This is a genomic window from Carboxydothermus hydrogenoformans Z-2901 (assembly GCF_000012865.1).
GTDB classification, from domain to species: domain Bacteria; phylum Bacillota; class Z-2901; order Carboxydothermales; family Carboxydothermaceae; genus Carboxydothermus; species Carboxydothermus hydrogenoformans.
On the sequence record NC_007503.1, the window covers coordinates 1,300,321 to 1,315,026 of the forward strand.

The window sequence follows — 14,706 nt, forward strand, 5'->3', positions numbered from 1 at the left end:
TCCTAACCCTCCCTTGAAATTTTAAAAACCACAAATCTTCCAACATAAACAATTTCATTTTCTACATTGCCCACAACTTTTATGTAATATTTATTTTGTTTTTTTACCCGAACCACCGCGGTAGCAATAACCTTTTGACCCAAATATGCCGGTTTTTTAAAGCTCACCCGGGCAATCCCCGTCAAGACATTTTTACCCGGACACAAAGCAACTGCCAGAGAGTTTGCCTGGGCAAAAAGAAAGTGTCCGCGAGCAATATTTCCATCCTTAAAGCACATTTCCGGTGTAATTTCCAACATTGATGCCGCCTTTTCTCCCGGTTCTAATAAAAGCAACCGTCCAATAATATCCTCTTTGGCAAGCGATGTTAAATTTTGATAAGCTCGTTGCGCCATCATTTCAATACGTTCCCGTTGTTCGGGGATAGCTAAAATCATCCGATCCAAACGGATAGTCTGCACACTTACCCCTAAAGTTGCTGCTAATTGTTCATCAGTCAAAAAAGGGTTTTTTTCAATTATTTCCAGTAATTTTTTTCTTCTCGCTTCCGGAGACTTATTCATTTAACACCACCTATTATTACCTGCTACTATATAATAGTTTAACTTATCCCCGATTGTCTTGCAAGTAAAAAAAAATCTCCAGTTGCAACTGGAGATTTTTGGCTATTCCATATTCACAACCTGCCGGCCATCATAATACCCGCAGTTTTTACACACCCGATGAGGTATCATTAATTGATGGCAGTGGGGACAGCTTACAAGTTTAGGAGCAGCAATCTTCCACTGCGAACGCCGTTTATTTTTTCTTGCCTTTGACACCCGTCTTTTTGGTACTCCCATACCTTACACCCCCTTTTGCTTTTCTAAGAGCTGTTTTAACGGCAACAGCCGAATATCGATTTCTTCATGCGAACAGCTGCATTCCCGCTCATTTAAATTTTCACCACAAACCGGGCACAGGCCTTTACAATCATGATGGCAAACAGGTTTCAAAGGTAAATTTAATACCGTTTCTTCAAAAACCAGTTCATCAAGATTTATTTTAAAATCAACCAGAGCATAACTATCCTCATCAGCAACTAACTTATATAAACGTTCCACAAAAAGATCAACTTTTAGCTCGATATTGCTAAGACAAAGGCTACAGTTGGTATGAACTTCCCCGGTTATTCTCCCTTTTAAATAAAACCCATCATTGGTATTTTGCACGGTGCCGGTAATTAAAAAAGGCTTATCGCTGGTAAAATTACCAAAGCCCTCTCCCAGCGTTTCAAGATTAATTTTTTCGGCAAACTCCAGCACGACATTTTTGTCATTTTTTATGGAAGTTAAATCTAAGTACATCTTTAAAACCCCCAATAACAAGTAACATTATAACCGGGGTAAAAAATACTGTCAACTATTTTACTTGTTAACTACCAGTTCAAGGGTTTCTTTAGCGATCATCAATTCTTCATTGGTTGGAATTACCATGATTTTCACTTTCGAGTCCGGAGTAGAAATTATTGCTTCCTTACCTCTTATTTTATTTTTCTCTTCATCAAGGGTTGCCCCAAGAAACTCCAAATATTTGCAAACTTCCTTGCGCACCACATCCGAATTTTCCCCCACACCTGCCGTAAAAACTATGGCATCAACGCCATTCATGGCAGCGGCATAAGCCCCAATATATTTTGCTACCTGGTAACAAAACATTTCCAGAGCAAGCTTAGCTTTATCATCCCCGGCAGATGCCCTTTCCTCAATATCTCTAAAGTCGCTGTAGCCAGATATTCCTAAAACACCGCTCTTTTTATTTAAAATATCATTAACCTGAGCGGCCGACAATCCTTCCTTTTCTTGGATAAAGGTCACAATAGCTGGATCAATATTCCCCGAACGGGTTCCCATCAGAAGACCCTCTAAAGGAGTAAAACCCATAGAAGTATCTATCGATTTCCCTTCTTTTACCGCCGCCACACTTGAACCATTTCCCAGGTGACAGGTAATTATTTTTAGTTCATTTAGTGGCTTTCCAAGGATTTCTGAAGCTTTATAGGCAACGTACTTGTGGGAAGTTCCGTGAAAACCATACCGTCTAATCCCGTATTTTTCATACCAGTAATACGGTACGCCGTAAAGGTACGCTTTCCTGGGCATGGTCTGATGAAAAGCCGTATCAAAAACACCCACCTGCGGAGTATTTGGCAGGAGTTTTTGACAAGCTCTTATGCCTAAAATATTTGGAGGGTTGTGCAAAGGAGCCAGGTTAACACATTCCTCAACAGCTTTAAGGATTTCTTCATTGATAATAACTGAGCCGGAAAATTTTTCTCCACCATGCACAATTCTGTGGCCAATCGCAGTAATTTCTTCTAAATTACGCAAAATGCCGTATTCTTCCCGTACTAACTCTTCTAAAACTGCATTAATTGCAACCTCATGATTGACAAAAGGTTGCTCCTTTTTGATTTTTTCCCGGCCGGGAAGATCAATTATTAACCGCGAACCTTCTAACCCAATCCTTTCTACCAAGCCTTTTGCTAATACCGTTTCCTTCTCCATGTCCAGTAACTGATATTTAAGGGATGAACTACCGCAGTTTAGCACGAGTACTTTCACAAAATATGCCCCCTTTTACGAAAATTTAAAAGCGCCAAAGGCGCCTTAAATACCATAATATGATTGAACCGCAGTTATAGCTACCAAGTTTACAATTTCATCCACACTACAGCCCCGGGACAAATCATTTACCGGCTTGGCCATACCCTGCAATATTGGTCCGATCGCTTCTCCCCCAGACATTCTCTGAGCAAGTTTATATCCTATGTTTCCCGACTGCAAATCGGGGAATATCAAAACATTTGCTCGTCCGGCCACTTCACTTCCAGGAGCTTTCTGGGCACCTACCGCAGGGACAATTGCCGCATCTACCTGAAGTTCTCCTTCAATTTTTAAATCGGGTCGGAGACGATTGGCAATTCGTGCGGCCTCCCGCACTTTTTCAACCAACTCATGTTCGGCACTTCCTTTAGTTGAAAAAGATAACAATCCCACATAAGGAGTTATTCCTAACAACTTTTGCGCAGTCATAGCTGATGCAATAGCAATTTCCGCTAACTGCTGGGAATTAGGATCGGGGTTAACAGCGCAATCGGCAAAAAGCATTATTCCATGCTCGCCAAATTGCGGATTAGGAATTACCATAATAAATGCTCCGGAAACAACTGAAAACTCCGGCTTGGTTTTTATTATCTGTAAGGCCGGACGTAAAACATTGGGGGTTGGACTTAATGATCCTGCCACTAAACCATCGGCATCTTCAGCTTTAACCATAAGCGTTGCATAGTAAAGGGGATCATTTATTAGTTCATACGCTTTTTCCAAGGTCATTCCCTTATTTTTTCTAAGTTCATACAAAAGATTAGCATATCTATCCCGGTTATTATCTTTTAACGGATCAATGATAGTAACTCCATTAAGATCTACATTTAAATTTTTTGCTCTTTCGGCAATTTCTTTTTCGTTGCCTAATAAAATTATTTTAGCTAATTGTTGATTGATAATTTCACTCGAAGCTTTAATAACACGATCATCTTTACTTTCCGGAAGTACAATTGTTCTTTTAAATTCTCGGGCTTTGCTTTTCACTTTTTCAATAAAATTTAACATAAAAAAGCCTCCCGACTTTTTTCAACATTATTTTTACCAATTTATTTATATCATACCCAATAAAGTTTTTCTATCCAAAATATTAAATTTTAAATTTTTTTATATTTCTTATATTTCAGACTCAGGAGTGAAAAGCTTTGTGGTTATTAGTAAGAAAAAATAAAGCCTGGTTATTATTTTTGTTTTTTCTTATTTTCATTTTAAACCCAATGGCAGTTTACCAGGGTGCAAAGTCCGGGGTAGACCTGTGGCTGCAAATCATCATTCCTACCTTACTTCCTTTTTTCATAGTAGCTGAACTTTTAAATAAAAACGATGTGTTTTTAATGCTTGGTTCCATTTTCGAGTTTATTTTAAGGCCTCTTTTCAACGTTCCGGGAGTTGCAGCCCTATCGATTGTTATGGGATTTATGTCCGGTTTCCCGGTAGGCAGCATTGTGGTTGCAAACCTTAGGGAGCAAAAGTTAATCACCCGGGAAGAAGGAGAACGGCTTTTAGCGTTCACCAATAACGTAAGTCCCCTTTTTCTTATATCAACCGTAGGCATAACATTGTTTAACAACCCCCTTTACGGTTCATTTTTGTTAATCGGCCATTACGGTGCAAGTATAACAATAGGTTTGATCTTGGGAATTGGTGCACGGAGAAAAAGAGAAATAAGTAAATCGACAAATTTTGCGATCATAACTTCTTCTTCCAATCTTCCATTCGGCAAAACTCTCCAAGAAGCCATTGAAACTGCTTTTCACAAAATATTTTTAGTGGGGGGCTTTATTATCTTTTTTGCTGTGGTAATATCGTTAGCCGAAAAAACTTTTTTACCAAATTCCGGAATAATAACAGCCCTTTTTGCTGGTTTCTTGGAAATTTCCAACGGAATAAAAAAAATTGCGGAGTTAAATTTCACTCCGCTAACAAAATTTATCTTAACGAGTTTTATTTTAAGTTTTGGAGGAATTTCAGTACTGGCCCAAATTATAGCCCTAATTTCCAGAACTGATTTAACAGCAAAGCTTTACTTAAAAACACGGCCACTGCACGGTCTATTAAGTACTGGAATTTCAACTATGCTTTTCTTAAAAGTTACCATGCCGGTTGCTACAGGACAAAATTCTCCAATTTTAAATTCCCCAAAACTTTTGTCAATTTCAGTAGTTTCAGCTTTGGTATTTTACCTTTTTCTTCATTTTTTAAAAAAGCTTTCAAAAAAATTTATTTCTTAAGTTCTTCAAGACCTTTTGTTACTTCCTGTAAAGCGGCATTTAAATTAAAAGCCAGCTTTTCCAAAACCTCTACCGCATACTGCCGCGCCCCCTGCTTTAATTCAAGGGCGGTACTATTGGCTTTTGCAATAATCTCTCTTGCTCTTTCCTCGGCAATCTTAAGCATTTCCGATTCGCTTAACCACTTTTCCCCTTGCTGCTTTGCTCTTTCCAAAATCTCCTCCGCCTCTATTTTAGCTTTGGCTAAAAGATTTTCCCTGGATTCAAGAACTCCCTTAGCTTTACTTATTTCATCCGGCAAGATACTCCTAATTTTATCAATATACATCAGCAGTTGTTCCTCATCCATTAAAACTTTTCCTGTTAAGGGAATTTTAGGACTATCAATTATTTTATCTTCAAGCTCCTCTAATATTTTCAATATATCCATTCATTAACACCCTTCCTTCTGAAATTTTTCCCTTAATTTTAATTCGACATATTCAGGTACCAATCCTTTTAAACATCCTCCATACATAGCTACTTCCTTTACAGCACTTGAACTTATGAACGAATATTCTGCTTTGGTCATTAAAAAAATAGTTTCAACCCACGGCACCAACTTTTTATTGGTTAAAGCCATCATAAATTCATTTTCAAAATCCGAAATAGCTCTAAGTCCCCGAATTATAACCTGAGCGTTTTTGGCTTTTAAATAATTAACCGTTAAGCCCTCAAAACTATCGATTTCAATATTAGGGTAATATTTCAACGTTTCCCGCAACATATCCAAGCGTTCTTCCAGGGTAAATAAAGGTTTTTTCATTGGATTTTTGGCAATAGCAACAATTAAACGGTCAAAAAGCTCGGCCGCTCTTTCAATAATATCCAGATGACCGTTGGTTATAGGATCAAAACTACCCGGATAAACTGCTATGCGCAAATTATTCTCCCCCTCGCTTTAATTGATAAAACCCCAGTAACGTATTCCCGTATACAGCTTCCCTTATCAACCCCAGCTTTTCAGAGCTTATATTTAAACCAATTTTTTTTGCCGTTTCAACCACGATAAGACCGGTTTCTTTTAGTAACCCTAATTGTAAAATAGTCAATACCGCCCTTTCTTCAAAACCATATCCGTAGGGCGGGTCCAAAAATATCAAATCAAACTTCTCATTAATGTGGGGTAAAATTTTAAAAATATCTCCTAAAATCGCTTTTGCCCGGTCCCCATAGCCTAAATTTTCAATATTTCGGCGCAAACAGCTAAAAGCTTCTCTATCGGCTTCAATAAAATAAGAAAACTTAGCCCCCCGACTTAATGCTTCCAAGCCAAGGTTTCCGGTTCCCGCAAAACCATCAAGGACAACCGCATCTATTACCCTATACCCTAAAATATTAAACATCGCTTCTTTAACCCGGTCCGAAGTTGGTCTGGTTTTTAAGCCTTTAGGTGCAATTAATTTTCTACCCCGGGCATCTCCTGTTATTATCCTCATTTTTTACCACCATCAATGTATAATTTTAATGTTTGGCGGAAATACTACCTAATGCTCCGGAAGAGAGCAAATTCTATACACCCTCCCCCATTTGCTCTTCCTCCGGTTTCTCCTCTCTTTGCTGGCGTAATGCCAGCATTTTTTTTAAAGATACTGCAAAATATCTTTTATCCTAATTTCATAATTTTCTTTTTTCCAAAAAATATTCTTAGGATAATAATTTACATTTAGTTTTGGTTTTACAGCACGAGTCCAATAAGGAGTTAAACCATACTCCCTTAAATATAATAAATATTCCCGGACCAAAGCATCCTCTCCTAAATTAACAACTGCCATGCGAATTGTTTCCGTTTCCTCGGTAGTTGGAATACAATAAAAACTGCGGCAAACAAAAGGCCGAAAGGCATAAATTTCACATTTTCTATCTTTTTCATTTAAAAACACACAAGCTCCATTTTCATTTCTTTTTAAAATTATATCAATTTCCCAACCTTTAATAAATATTTCAGTATAATCTCGTAGAAAATGATAAAGGTCAATATTTTGTCCATTTTTTTCCCCTAATCCTCTTCGAAGCATAATAACATCAACATTAGTTAAAGGAATTCTTTCATAACAACATTTTATACAGTTAAGACAACTTTTTGTTCCTGCTTCCCGGTAATATTCCCCTGCTTCTACAAGGTTTTCCAACGCTTTAAGGTAGTCGGTAACGGTAGCATCGGGATCTATTTTTAAAGCGTACCCTCTTAAATTGGCAATAATTTTTGCGATAATTTCCACTTTTTGCAAGAACCCTTTCCTCCCTTATAAAATTTCTTCCTTTGTCACACACTACTCGCTGAGGTGATAATTTTGGCAATAATGGAGCTTCTTAATACTTTAGGAGTAACAATTGACATGGCCGTTGAAGCCCACGAATTATTAAGAGGTGAAGCGGGGATTGAAATTCCCGGAGTTAAAGTGATTAAAGATAAAAAGGAAAATTATGAAATAACCAAAGTTGAAATTCTAAACGAGCAGGGTGCAGCTCACTTGCAAAAACCCATCGGGAATTATGTTACAATTGATGCCCCGGTGCTTCGAAGTCAAAACAGAACTGCCCAGAAAGAAATTATGTTGGCCTTGGCAAATATTCTAAAAACAATGCTAACAATAAATGATGAGCGACCCATATTAATAGTAGGGCTTGGAAACTGGCACGCCACTCCCGACGCGCTGGGCCCAAAAGTGGTAGACAATATTTTCGTTACGCGCCATTTGTTTAACTTAAAACATGAAGCCCTGAGCAAGGGTTTTAAAAATGTTGCAGCTATTTCCCCCGGAGTCTTAGGTATTACAGGAATTGAAACGGTAGAAATTGTTCAAGGCATTGTTGAAAAAATCAATCCTTCCTTTGTAATTGCCGTAGATGCTTTAGCTGCCGCCAATGTAGAAAGAATTTGTTCTTCTATTCAAATTGCAGATACAGGAATAAATCCAGGATCAGGGATAGGGAACCAACGTCCAGGATTAAATCGTGAAGTTTTGGGAATTCCGGTAATCGCCATTGGCTGCCCAACGGTGGTTAACGCAGCTATTATCGCCAAAAATACCCTGGAAATGTTTTTAGATAAATTCAGTTCATCAAAACAATTTTACCAATTTTTAAAAGCCAGGCAAGCGGGAATAATTACCTTAGTCCGGGAAGTTTTAGAGCCATTTACTAATAATCTTACGGTAACACCAAAAGAAATTGATTTTTTATTGTTAAATCTTGCTAAAGTAATAGCCGGGGGCATTACCATGGCAGTACACGAAAACGTCCAGCCGGAAAATGTGGAAATCTACTTAAATTAAAGGGGACAGGAGGTTAACCCCCTCTGCCCCACAAAAAGTTAGTTAGACTTTTCCAGAAAGCTGTTGCTCCGCTTGCTGAATTAATTTTTTGACCATATTGCCCCCTAATCTACCCCATTGTTTTGCCGGGATATCGCCACCATATTGTCCCGGCTGAACATTAACTCCAACTTCCCGGGCAGTTTCCCATTTTAATTGTTCTAAGGCTTGCTTGGCTTGAGGTACTACCACTTCATTTCGTGCCATTTTTTATGCCTCCTTTTTAGGTAGTAGGAAATTGACCACTTAACTGGGATTCCGCTTGCTGAATTAACTTTTTGACCATATTGCCACCTAATCTACCCCATTGTTTTGCCGGAATGTCTCCACCATATTGTCCCGGTTGAATATTAAGCCCAACTTCCCGAGCAGTTTCCCACTTGAACTGCTCTAAAGCCTGTTTGGCCTGAGGCACTATAATTTCATTCCGAGCCATCTTTATCACCTCCTTTTCTGGATTGGTACTCTTATTTTTTCTCGGTTAATTTTTTTTATGCGAGTAAGATTAATCCTCAACTGGCTTGATATTCTCATTTCCGGTATTTTTTGTTTTTAAAATAACTTTGTTTACGTCAACCCCGACTTCATTGGCCAATTCAAACATAAACTGCCGGTGTTCGGGAGTAAGCTCAAAATTTTTTTTAGCTTTCTTAGGCATTTTTTCACCTCCTCTTGAAAATTAGTTTTTATTCAGCACCAAAACTTTATAACAAGAAAACAAAAATTTTATCGGTATTTTTATTTGTAAAATTGGTAATAATAAAAAAAAATTACGGGAGGAAGCAAAAATGAAAGAAAAAAAGACATTTAACCTTTACCGCGACGTCTATTTACTGGACGATAAATTTTTTGCTGAAGTTAACAGAAATGAAGCTAAGAAAAAAAACTTGGAGCATGAAAAAAGGCAGACCAAGTAACGGTCTGCCTTTTGTTAATTTTTTTGAAGCATATTAATTTTATCTCCATATTTCTCCAAAGCAAGGGTAATAAGCGCACGATGATTTTCCTTATTGGTTAAGATCTCATCTGCTTCCTTTTTAGCTAAAAACAATATGGCTTGATCTCGCACAATATCGGCAAGTTTAAATTCCCAGGCCCCTGACTGACGGGTTCCGCTAAGTTCTCCTGGCCCTCTTAATTTCAAATCTTCCTCGGCAATTTTAAATCCATCATTGTATTTTTCCATAATTTTCATCCTAACAATACCTTCCTGATTTCTGGGGTTTCCTAAAAGAAAACAGTAGGATTGATGCTCACCCCGGCCTACCCGACCGCGAATTTGATGAAGCTGGGCTAAACCAAAACGCCAGGCATCCTCTATAATAATAACATTGGCATTGGGCACATCAACTCCCACTTCAATTACCGTAGTCGAAACCAAGATTTGAATATTATTTTTACGGAAGTTTTCCATTACCTCTTCTTTTTCCGCAGGTTTTAACCGTCCGTGCATTAAACCCCACTTAAACTGGGGAAATTTTTTAGAAAGCTTTTCGTAAAGCTTAGTAACTGCCTCTACTTGGAGCTTTTCCGACTCTTCAACCAGGGGGCAAACCACATAACCCTGGCGTCCTTCAGCAACTTGCTTTAATAAAAAGGCGTAAGCTTTACCTTTATCCTGAGAAGAAAGCCAATATGTTTTAATCGGTTTTCTCCCCGCAGGTAAAGCATCAACAATAGAAACATCTAAATCACCGTATAAAGTTAAAGCAAGCGTACGGGGAATTGGGGTAGCCGACATAACTAACTGGTTAACATATAACCCTTTTTCCACAAGACTACTTCGTTGTTCCACTCCAAACCGGTGCTGTTCATCGATCACAGCCAGCCCTAAATTATCAAAAATAACAGCTTCCTGAATCAAAGCATGGGTTCCAATTATTACATCAGCGTACCCATTTTTAATGGCTTTATAAACTGCTTCTTTCTTGCCCGATGATAAACTCCCCGAAAGCAAAACTACCTTTATCCCGAGAGGAGCAAAAAGACGGCTTAAGTTCAAATAATGCTGTTCCGCTAAGATTTCAGTGGGCGCCATTAAAGCCCCTTGAAACCCCGCTTCCACTGCTTTCACCAGAGCAAGGGCAGCTAAAATGGTTTTACCGCTCCCCACATCTCCCTGCACCAAGCGATTCATTGGTTTTTTAGCTGCTAAATCTTCTTTTATTTCTCTCCAAACCTTCTCCTGGGCTGAAGTCAGTTTAAAAGGGAGCGAATCAATAAATTTTTTCTCTAACTCTCCACTTCCTGCAATTACAATCCCGGGCTTTTTCTGATAATTTTCTTTATATAATCCAATGGCCAGGAAAAACAAGAGAAATTCTTCAAAAACCATTCGACGTCGCGCTAATTCGGACTGTTCGCTGCTTTCCGGAAAATGTAAATTCATTAAAGCTTGCTTAAGGTCTGGCAAACTATATTTCCTTAAAATTTCCTCCGGTAAAGGCTCGGTGATTTCCTCAAGATATTTGTCAAGAGCATTTTTAATTAACTGGCGAAATGTTTTGGGGGAAAGGTTTTCCGTTAACGGATAAATTGGTACTAAGCGATTGGTATGGAGTAATTCTTTATCCCAAAATTCATACTCATAAACATAAATATTTGTTTCGAAAAATCTCTTTTCAACTTTTCCGTAAAAATAAACTTTTTTTCCTTTAATAAAAACATTTTTTAGATAAGACTGGTTAAAAAAACAACCATAGGCAGTACCGGAACCGTCGTTAATCCCAACTTTTAATATTTTTAACTTGTCCCTGGGTATAACTTCTTTCACCTCAACTACAGTTCCTAATACCGTTGTCACTTCATCATTAATTAATTCACTTATTTTTTTTAAAGAACTGCGATCCTCATAACGTTTCGGAAAGTAGTAAATTAAATCTTTTACCGTCTCAATTTTTAACTTTTGCAAAAGTTTGGCTTTTTGTGGCCCTACGCCTTTTAAGTACTGAACCGGAATATCCATAGCAAAACTCCTTATCCTTACTCTTTTAGCATTTTCTTTGGTATCAATTTTCCATTGCCCCTTGCAAAACCTTTAGCTTTTTGATATCTTTTACATGTATATATTTTAGCACAGTAAGAGCAGGAGGTGTACTTTATGGCTAAAGTTTGCGAAATCTGCGGGAAAGGCGTAGTTTATGGTCATCAAATAAGCCATTCGAATATTCATACTAAAAGAAAATGGCTCCCCAATTTACAAAGAGTACGGGCTGTTGTTAATGGAACCCGAAGAAGAATAACCGTTTGCACTACCTGCCTGAAATCAGGTAAAGTACAAAGAGCATAGAATAAAGTCGTGCAAAAGCACGGCTTTTTTCTTTAAAAAAAAACGCCAAAATTGGCGTTAGGTATTTTTTTCTTTATATTCTTTTATTTCTTTTCCTGAAAAAGTGTATTTTTCTCTACAAAAATGACAGACCGCTTCAACTATTTCCTCATCTTTTACCTCAGAGTAAAGTCCTATTAAATGAGGTAAAAGCTTTTCTCTGCTGCAACTGCATAAAAAACCAACAGGTTTTTTTACGTAAATTTCGGTCTTATAAGGATTTACCACTTCTTGAATAATTTCTTCGATATGTTTACCTTGCTGTAGTTGATAGGTTAGAGACTGCTGTTCTCCTAAATTTTGTTCAAGAGTACTAATTATTTCTTCCGGTGCTCCCGGCAAAATTTCAATTAAACATCCTCCCGCCTGAGCGACTGAACCATCGGGATTAACCAAAACTCCCAAGTTAAAAACATTGGGCCTTTGTTCCGAGTAATACAAATAGTAAGCCACATCTTCGGCAATTTCTCCAGACACTAATTGCACGGTACCGGTATATGGTTCCTTTAATCCTAAATCCTTTGTTACGTATAAATGACCTTTGCCTATTCCCCGTCCCACATCAAGTTTGTTGGCATCATTAAGTGGCAATTCGACTTCCGGATTAAACAAGTAACCACGAACCATGCCATCATTTCCCGCCGAACATACTATCCCACCTAAAGGTCCATCACCAAAAATTCTAAGGGTTAATAAATCACCGGGGTTTTTTAAATCGGATGCTAAAATAATCGTTGCGGTCAGGGCCCTTCCAAGGGCCGCCGTCGCCAAACGGGATAAGTTATGCCGTTTTCTTGCTTCCTCAACGGTTTGCCTACTACTAACTCCCGTAAACCTTATAAATTCCCCTGCCATACCTTTTACTAAATAATCGCTCAATGTTACTACTCCTTTCTTAAATCACCTACGGTTTTTACTACGTTGCCTGTAACAATATCAATTATTTTTATATCCCGGTCAATTATCGCAATTGTTGGTACAGGCTCAAAACCTTTGGGAAGGGATGGTGAACCTGGATTAAGCAGTATGCAGTTGGAAAACTTTTCAATTTGCCAAACATGGGAATGACCATGAATAACTATATCGGCAAGCTCCAAATAATTTTCTTTTAACTTTTCAAAATCATGAACAACCATGAGCTTTTTACCCCGATATTCGGTTAAGAAAAAAGGGGAAAAAAAGGGAATCCCCAGGAATGTTTCATCAACTTCCGCATCGCAATTTCCCCGTGCAATATAAATTTTTTGCTTGATGCTTTTTAAATATTTTGCTAAACCGGCCGGATCATAGCCTTCCGGTAATGGGTTTCTCGGCCCATGGTATAAGACATCCCCGGCACAAAGGATAAATTCGGTATCTTTAAGAAAATCGTAAGCTTTGATAAATCTTTGTAAACTTCCGTGAATATCACTTATAACCCCAATTGCCAAACCAAACCCTCCAGTTTATACTTTCTTAAATAAATTTGCCATTTCAATAGCCGCTAAGGCTGCCTCCCAGCCCTTATTCCCGGCTTTTGTACCAGCCCTTTCAATGGCCTGCTCGATGGTATCGGTGGTTAATACGCCAAAGATTACCGGCTTGTTAGCCTCCAAACCAACCGCAGCAATTCCCTTGGCTACTTCAGCCGCTACATAATCAAAATGAGGAGTTGCTCCGCGGATTACTGCCCCCAAACAAATAATTGCATCATAATCTTTGTGAACTGCTCTTTTGGCAACTAATGGTATTTCAAAGGCCCCAGGCACCCAGATAACATCAATATTGGTGTTTTCTACTTCATGCCGGGTCAAACAATCCAAAGCTCCAGCTAAAAGCTTTTGGGTGATAAATTCATTAAACCGGCTAACAATTATTCCAATTTTTAATCCTTTCCCGTTAAGCTTTCCTTCAAATACCTGCATTTTTTATTCCCCTTTCCTTTAGTTTTCAGTTAGATTTAAGAGATGTCCTAATTTTTTCTTTTTTGTAAGCAGATACTTTTTATTTTCTTTTTTAGGTGGAATTTCTATCGGTACCCTCTCAACAATCTCTAAACCATAGCCTTCAAGCCCCTTAATTTTCTTAGGATTATTTGTCATAAGCCGGATTTTTTTAATTCCTAAATCGGCTAAAATTTGCGCGCCAATTCCATAATCCCGCAAATCCGCTGGAAAACCTAACGCCTCATTAGCTTCAACGGTGTCTTTTCCCATATCCTGCAAGTGATAAGCTTTTATCTTATTTGCCAGCCCAATTCCTCTTCCTTCTTGACGCATATATAACAGTACTCCGCGTCCTTCTTTTTCAATCATTTTAAGAGCTGTTTGCAACTGGTCTCCACAGTCGCACCGTAAGCTTCCGAAAACATCACCGGTAAGACATTCGGAATGCACTCGCACTAAAACCGGCTCACCATCAGCAACATTTCCTTTTACTACCGCCAAGTGGGTTTGATGGTCTAAAAGACTTTCGTAAGCAACAGCAACAAATTCCCCGTATTTTGTAGGAAGCATGGCAAAAGCTCCCCGTTCTACCAGCTTTTCGTTACGACGACGATATTGAATTAATGAGGCAATGGTAATGATTTTTAAATTATGTTTTTGCGCAAATTCCAGCAAATCCGGAACTCTAGCCATCTGTCCATCGTCACGCATAATTTCACAAATCACTCCTGCAGGATACAGTCCGGCCAGCCTTGCCAGATCCACAGCCGCTTCAGTATGGCCTGCCCGCCTTAATACCCCTCCTTCTTTTGCCCGCAGGGGAAAGATATGTCCAGGCCGGCGAAAATCCTGCGGTCGTGCTTGCGGGTCTATTAATTTTAAAATGGTTTTAGCTCTTTCCGCAGCTGAAATTCCGGTATGGGTATCCACGGCATCAACCGACACGGTAAAGGCTGTATGATGAGGATCGGTGTTTTGCGTTACCATTATTGGAATTTCTAATTCATCCAAGCGCTTTCCTTCCATAGGAACACAGATAAGACCTCTACCGTATTTTGCCATGAAATTTATTATTTCCGGAGTTACCTTTTCTGCGGCACAAACTAAGTCTCCCTCATTTTCCCGATCTTCATCATCAACCACAATTACCATTTTCCCCTGTTTTAAATCTTCTAAAGCCTCTTCAATGGTGTTAAAGCCCATTTATTTCTCCCCCTATCT

21 protein-coding genes are annotated in these 14,706 nt (G+C 38.6%); 4 read left to right on the forward strand and 17 right to left on the reverse strand.

Annotation, left to right across the window (positions count from 1 at the left end):
- Nucleotides 1-2: 2 nt before the first annotated feature.
- The 5 genes from fapR to pta all read right to left on the reverse strand — a co-directional run bounded on the left by fapR (nucleotide 3) and on the right by pta (nucleotide 3,653).
- Nucleotides 3-563, reverse strand: coding sequence for a transcription factor FapR (gene fapR, locus CHY_RS06770; RefSeq protein WP_011344359.1), 561 nt, complete (start codon nucleotides 561-563; stop codon nucleotides 3-5).
- A gap of 102 nt (nucleotides 564-665) precedes the next feature.
- A complete protein-coding gene (rpmF, locus tag CHY_RS06775) occupies nucleotides 666-842 on the reverse strand; it encodes a 50S ribosomal protein L32 (RefSeq protein ID WP_011344360.1) in 177 nt (58 codons plus the stop codon).
- Nucleotides 843-845: 3 nt separating this feature from the next.
- A complete protein-coding gene (locus CHY_RS06780; RefSeq protein ID WP_011344361.1) occupies nucleotides 846-1,346 on the reverse strand; it encodes a YceD family protein in 501 nt (166 codons plus the stop codon).
- 60 nt (nucleotides 1,347-1,406) lie between these two features.
- The gene (locus CHY_RS06785; RefSeq protein ID WP_011344362.1) at nucleotides 1,407-2,603 is read right to left on the reverse strand and encodes an acetate/propionate family kinase; all 1,197 of its coding nucleotides are present in this window, start codon (nucleotides 2,601-2,603) and stop codon (nucleotides 1,407-1,409) included.
- A gap of 45 nt (nucleotides 2,604-2,648) precedes the next feature.
- Nucleotides 2,649-3,653 carry a phosphate acetyltransferase gene (gene pta / locus CHY_RS06790; protein ID WP_011344363.1) on the reverse strand — a complete coding sequence of 335 codons (1,005 nt, stop codon included), beginning with the start codon at nucleotides 3,651-3,653 and terminating at the stop codon, nucleotides 2,649-2,651.
- Nucleotides 3,654-3,790: 137 nt separating this feature from the next.
- Here pta and ylbJ point away from each other — a divergent pair, with 137 nt between their 5' ends.
- Nucleotides 3,791-4,876: a sporulation integral membrane protein YlbJ gene (ylbJ, locus tag CHY_RS06795; RefSeq protein WP_011344364.1), complete on the forward strand. Its 1,086-nt coding sequence runs from the start codon at nucleotides 3,791-3,793 to the stop codon at nucleotides 4,874-4,876.
- Here ylbJ and CHY_RS06800 read toward each other — a convergent pair.
- The 4 genes from CHY_RS06800 to CHY_RS06815 all read right to left on the reverse strand — a co-directional run bounded on the left by CHY_RS06800 (nucleotide 4,866) and on the right by CHY_RS06815 (nucleotide 7,137).
- Entirely contained in the window at nucleotides 4,866-5,306 is a 441-nt protein-coding gene (locus tag CHY_RS06800) for a hypothetical protein (protein ID WP_011344365.1), read from the reverse strand. The two genes, ylbJ and CHY_RS06800, sit on opposite strands and share 11 nt — an antisense overlap.
- A gap of 3 nt (nucleotides 5,307-5,309) precedes the next feature.
- Complete coding sequence (coaD, locus tag CHY_RS06805) at nucleotides 5,310-5,798, reverse strand: pantetheine-phosphate adenylyltransferase (protein ID WP_011344366.1); 489 nt, start codon at nucleotides 5,796-5,798, stop codon at nucleotides 5,310-5,312.
- A 1-nt stretch (nucleotide 5,799) separates the two neighbouring features.
- Nucleotides 5,800-6,354, reverse strand: a complete 555-nt coding sequence (gene rsmD, locus CHY_RS06810; RefSeq protein WP_011344367.1) for a 16S rRNA (guanine(966)-N(2))-methyltransferase RsmD — start codon at nucleotides 6,352-6,354, stop codon at nucleotides 5,800-5,802.
- Nucleotides 6,355-6,498: 144 nt separating this feature from the next.
- Nucleotides 6,499-7,137 (reverse strand): YkgJ family cysteine cluster protein, encoded by a 639-nt coding sequence (locus tag CHY_RS06815; RefSeq protein ID WP_226986745.1) that lies wholly within the window; start codon nucleotides 7,135-7,137, stop codon nucleotides 6,499-6,501.
- Between the two features lie 81 nt (nucleotides 7,138-7,218).
- On the opposite strand from CHY_RS06815, the gene gpr reads away from it, so the two are divergent.
- Nucleotides 7,219-8,193 (forward strand): GPR endopeptidase, encoded by a 975-nt coding sequence (gpr, locus tag CHY_RS06820; protein ID WP_011344369.1) that lies wholly within the window; start codon nucleotides 7,219-7,221, stop codon nucleotides 8,191-8,193.
- Nucleotides 8,194-8,235: 42 nt separating this feature from the next.
- Here gpr and CHY_RS06825 read toward each other — a convergent pair whose 3' ends face one another.
- The 3 genes from CHY_RS06825 to CHY_RS13160 all read right to left on the reverse strand — a co-directional run bounded on the left by CHY_RS06825 (nucleotide 8,236) and on the right by CHY_RS13160 (nucleotide 8,890).
- The gene (locus CHY_RS06825; RefSeq protein ID WP_011344370.1) at nucleotides 8,236-8,439 is read right to left on the reverse strand and encodes an alpha/beta-type small acid-soluble spore protein; all 204 of its coding nucleotides are present in this window, start codon (nucleotides 8,437-8,439) and stop codon (nucleotides 8,236-8,238) included.
- Between the two features lie 16 nt (nucleotides 8,440-8,455).
- Nucleotides 8,456-8,668 carry an alpha/beta-type small acid-soluble spore protein gene (locus tag CHY_RS06830; RefSeq protein ID WP_011344371.1) on the reverse strand — a complete coding sequence of 71 codons (213 nt, stop codon included), beginning with the start codon at nucleotides 8,666-8,668 and terminating at the stop codon, nucleotides 8,456-8,458.
- A 69-nt stretch (nucleotides 8,669-8,737) separates the two neighbouring features.
- Nucleotides 8,738-8,890, reverse strand: coding sequence for a hypothetical protein (locus CHY_RS13160; protein WP_011344372.1), 153 nt, complete (start codon nucleotides 8,888-8,890; stop codon nucleotides 8,738-8,740).
- 130 nt (nucleotides 8,891-9,020) lie between these two features.
- On the opposite strand from CHY_RS13160, the gene CHY_RS13470 reads away from it, so the two are divergent.
- Entirely contained in the window at nucleotides 9,021-9,149 is a 129-nt protein-coding gene (locus CHY_RS13470; RefSeq protein ID WP_011344374.1) for a hypothetical protein, read from the forward strand.
- A gap of 14 nt (nucleotides 9,150-9,163) precedes the next feature.
- Here CHY_RS13470 and recG read toward each other — a convergent pair whose 3' ends face one another.
- Entirely contained in the window at nucleotides 9,164-11,245 is a 2,082-nt protein-coding gene (gene recG / locus CHY_RS06835; RefSeq protein WP_226986746.1) for an ATP-dependent DNA helicase RecG, read from the reverse strand.
- An 87-nt stretch (nucleotides 11,246-11,332) separates the two neighbouring features.
- Between recG and rpmB the strand changes: the two genes are divergently transcribed.
- Complete coding sequence (gene rpmB, locus CHY_RS06840; protein ID WP_011344376.1) at nucleotides 11,333-11,521, forward strand: 50S ribosomal protein L28; 189 nt, start codon at nucleotides 11,333-11,335, stop codon at nucleotides 11,519-11,521.
- 57 nt (nucleotides 11,522-11,578) lie between these two features.
- Here the strand turns inward: rpmB and hslO are convergent, their stop codons facing one another.
- The 4 genes from hslO to CHY_RS06860 are packed head-to-tail and all read right to left on the reverse strand — an operon-like array spanning nucleotide 11,579 to nucleotide 14,688.
- The gene (gene hslO, locus CHY_RS06845; protein WP_011344377.1) at nucleotides 11,579-12,439 is read right to left on the reverse strand and encodes an Hsp33 family molecular chaperone HslO; all 861 of its coding nucleotides are present in this window, start codon (nucleotides 12,437-12,439) and stop codon (nucleotides 11,579-11,581) included.
- A gap of 5 nt (nucleotides 12,440-12,444) precedes the next feature.
- On the reverse strand, nucleotides 12,445-12,990 hold the full coding sequence (gene yfcE / locus CHY_RS06850) for a phosphodiesterase (RefSeq protein ID WP_011344378.1): 546 nt from the start codon (nucleotides 12,988-12,990) through the stop codon (nucleotides 12,445-12,447).
- 15 nt (nucleotides 12,991-13,005) lie between these two features.
- Nucleotides 13,006-13,464 (reverse strand): 6,7-dimethyl-8-ribityllumazine synthase, encoded by a 459-nt coding sequence (gene ribE / locus CHY_RS06855; RefSeq protein WP_011344379.1) that lies wholly within the window; start codon nucleotides 13,462-13,464, stop codon nucleotides 13,006-13,008.
- Between the two features lie 18 nt (nucleotides 13,465-13,482).
- Nucleotides 13,483-14,688: a bifunctional 3,4-dihydroxy-2-butanone-4-phosphate synthase/GTP cyclohydrolase II gene (locus tag CHY_RS06860; RefSeq protein WP_011344380.1), complete on the reverse strand. Its 1,206-nt coding sequence runs from the start codon at nucleotides 14,686-14,688 to the stop codon at nucleotides 13,483-13,485.
- Nucleotides 14,689-14,706: the final 18 nt, after the last annotated feature.

What these genes read in the sequence shown, in the direction of transcription:
- CHY_RS13160 (WP_011344372.1), bottom strand. Translation starts at nt 8,890, where the DNA reads ATGCCTAAGAAAGCTAAAAAAAATTTTGAGCTTACTCCCGAACACCGG.
- CHY_RS06830 (WP_011344371.1), bottom strand. Translation starts at nt 8,668, where the DNA reads ATGGCTCGGAATGAAATTATAGTGCCTCAGGCCAAACAGGCTTTAGAG.
- CHY_RS06780 (WP_011344361.1), bottom strand. Translation starts at nt 1,346, where the DNA reads ATGTACTTAGATTTAACTTCCATAAAAAATGACAAAAATGTCGTGCTG.
- CHY_RS06800 (WP_011344365.1), bottom strand. Translation starts at nt 5,306, where the DNA reads ATGGATATATTGAAAATATTAGAGGAGCTTGAAGATAAAATAATTGAT.
- CHY_RS13470 (WP_011344374.1), top strand. Translation starts at nt 9,021, where the DNA reads ATGAAAGAAAAAAAGACATTTAACCTTTACCGCGACGTCTATTTACTG.
- gpr (WP_011344369.1), top strand. Translation starts at nt 7,219, where the DNA reads ATGGAGCTTCTTAATACTTTAGGAGTAACAATTGACATGGCCGTTGAA.
- pta (WP_011344363.1), bottom strand. Translation starts at nt 3,653, where the DNA reads ATGTTAAATTTTATTGAAAAAGTGAAAAGCAAAGCCCGAGAATTTAAA.
- rpmF (WP_011344360.1), bottom strand. Translation starts at nt 842, where the DNA reads ATGGGAGTACCAAAAAGACGGGTGTCAAAGGCAAGAAAAAATAAACGG.
- rpmB (WP_011344376.1), top strand. Translation starts at nt 11,333, where the DNA reads ATGGCTAAAGTTTGCGAAATCTGCGGGAAAGGCGTAGTTTATGGTCAT.
- CHY_RS06825 (WP_011344370.1), bottom strand. Translation starts at nt 8,439, where the DNA reads ATGGCACGAAATGAAGTGGTAGTACCTCAAGCCAAGCAAGCCTTAGAA.
- fapR (WP_011344359.1), bottom strand. Translation starts at nt 563, where the DNA reads ATGAATAAGTCTCCGGAAGCGAGAAGAAAAAAATTACTGGAAATAATT.
- ribE (WP_011344379.1), bottom strand. Translation starts at nt 13,464, where the DNA reads ATGCAGGTATTTGAAGGAAAGCTTAACGGGAAAGGATTAAAAATTGGA.
- rsmD (WP_011344367.1), bottom strand. Translation starts at nt 6,354, where the DNA reads ATGAGGATAATAACAGGAGATGCCCGGGGTAGAAAATTAATTGCACCT.
- CHY_RS06860 (WP_011344380.1), bottom strand. Translation starts at nt 14,688, where the DNA reads ATGGGCTTTAACACCATTGAAGAGGCTTTAGAAGATTTAAAACAGGGG.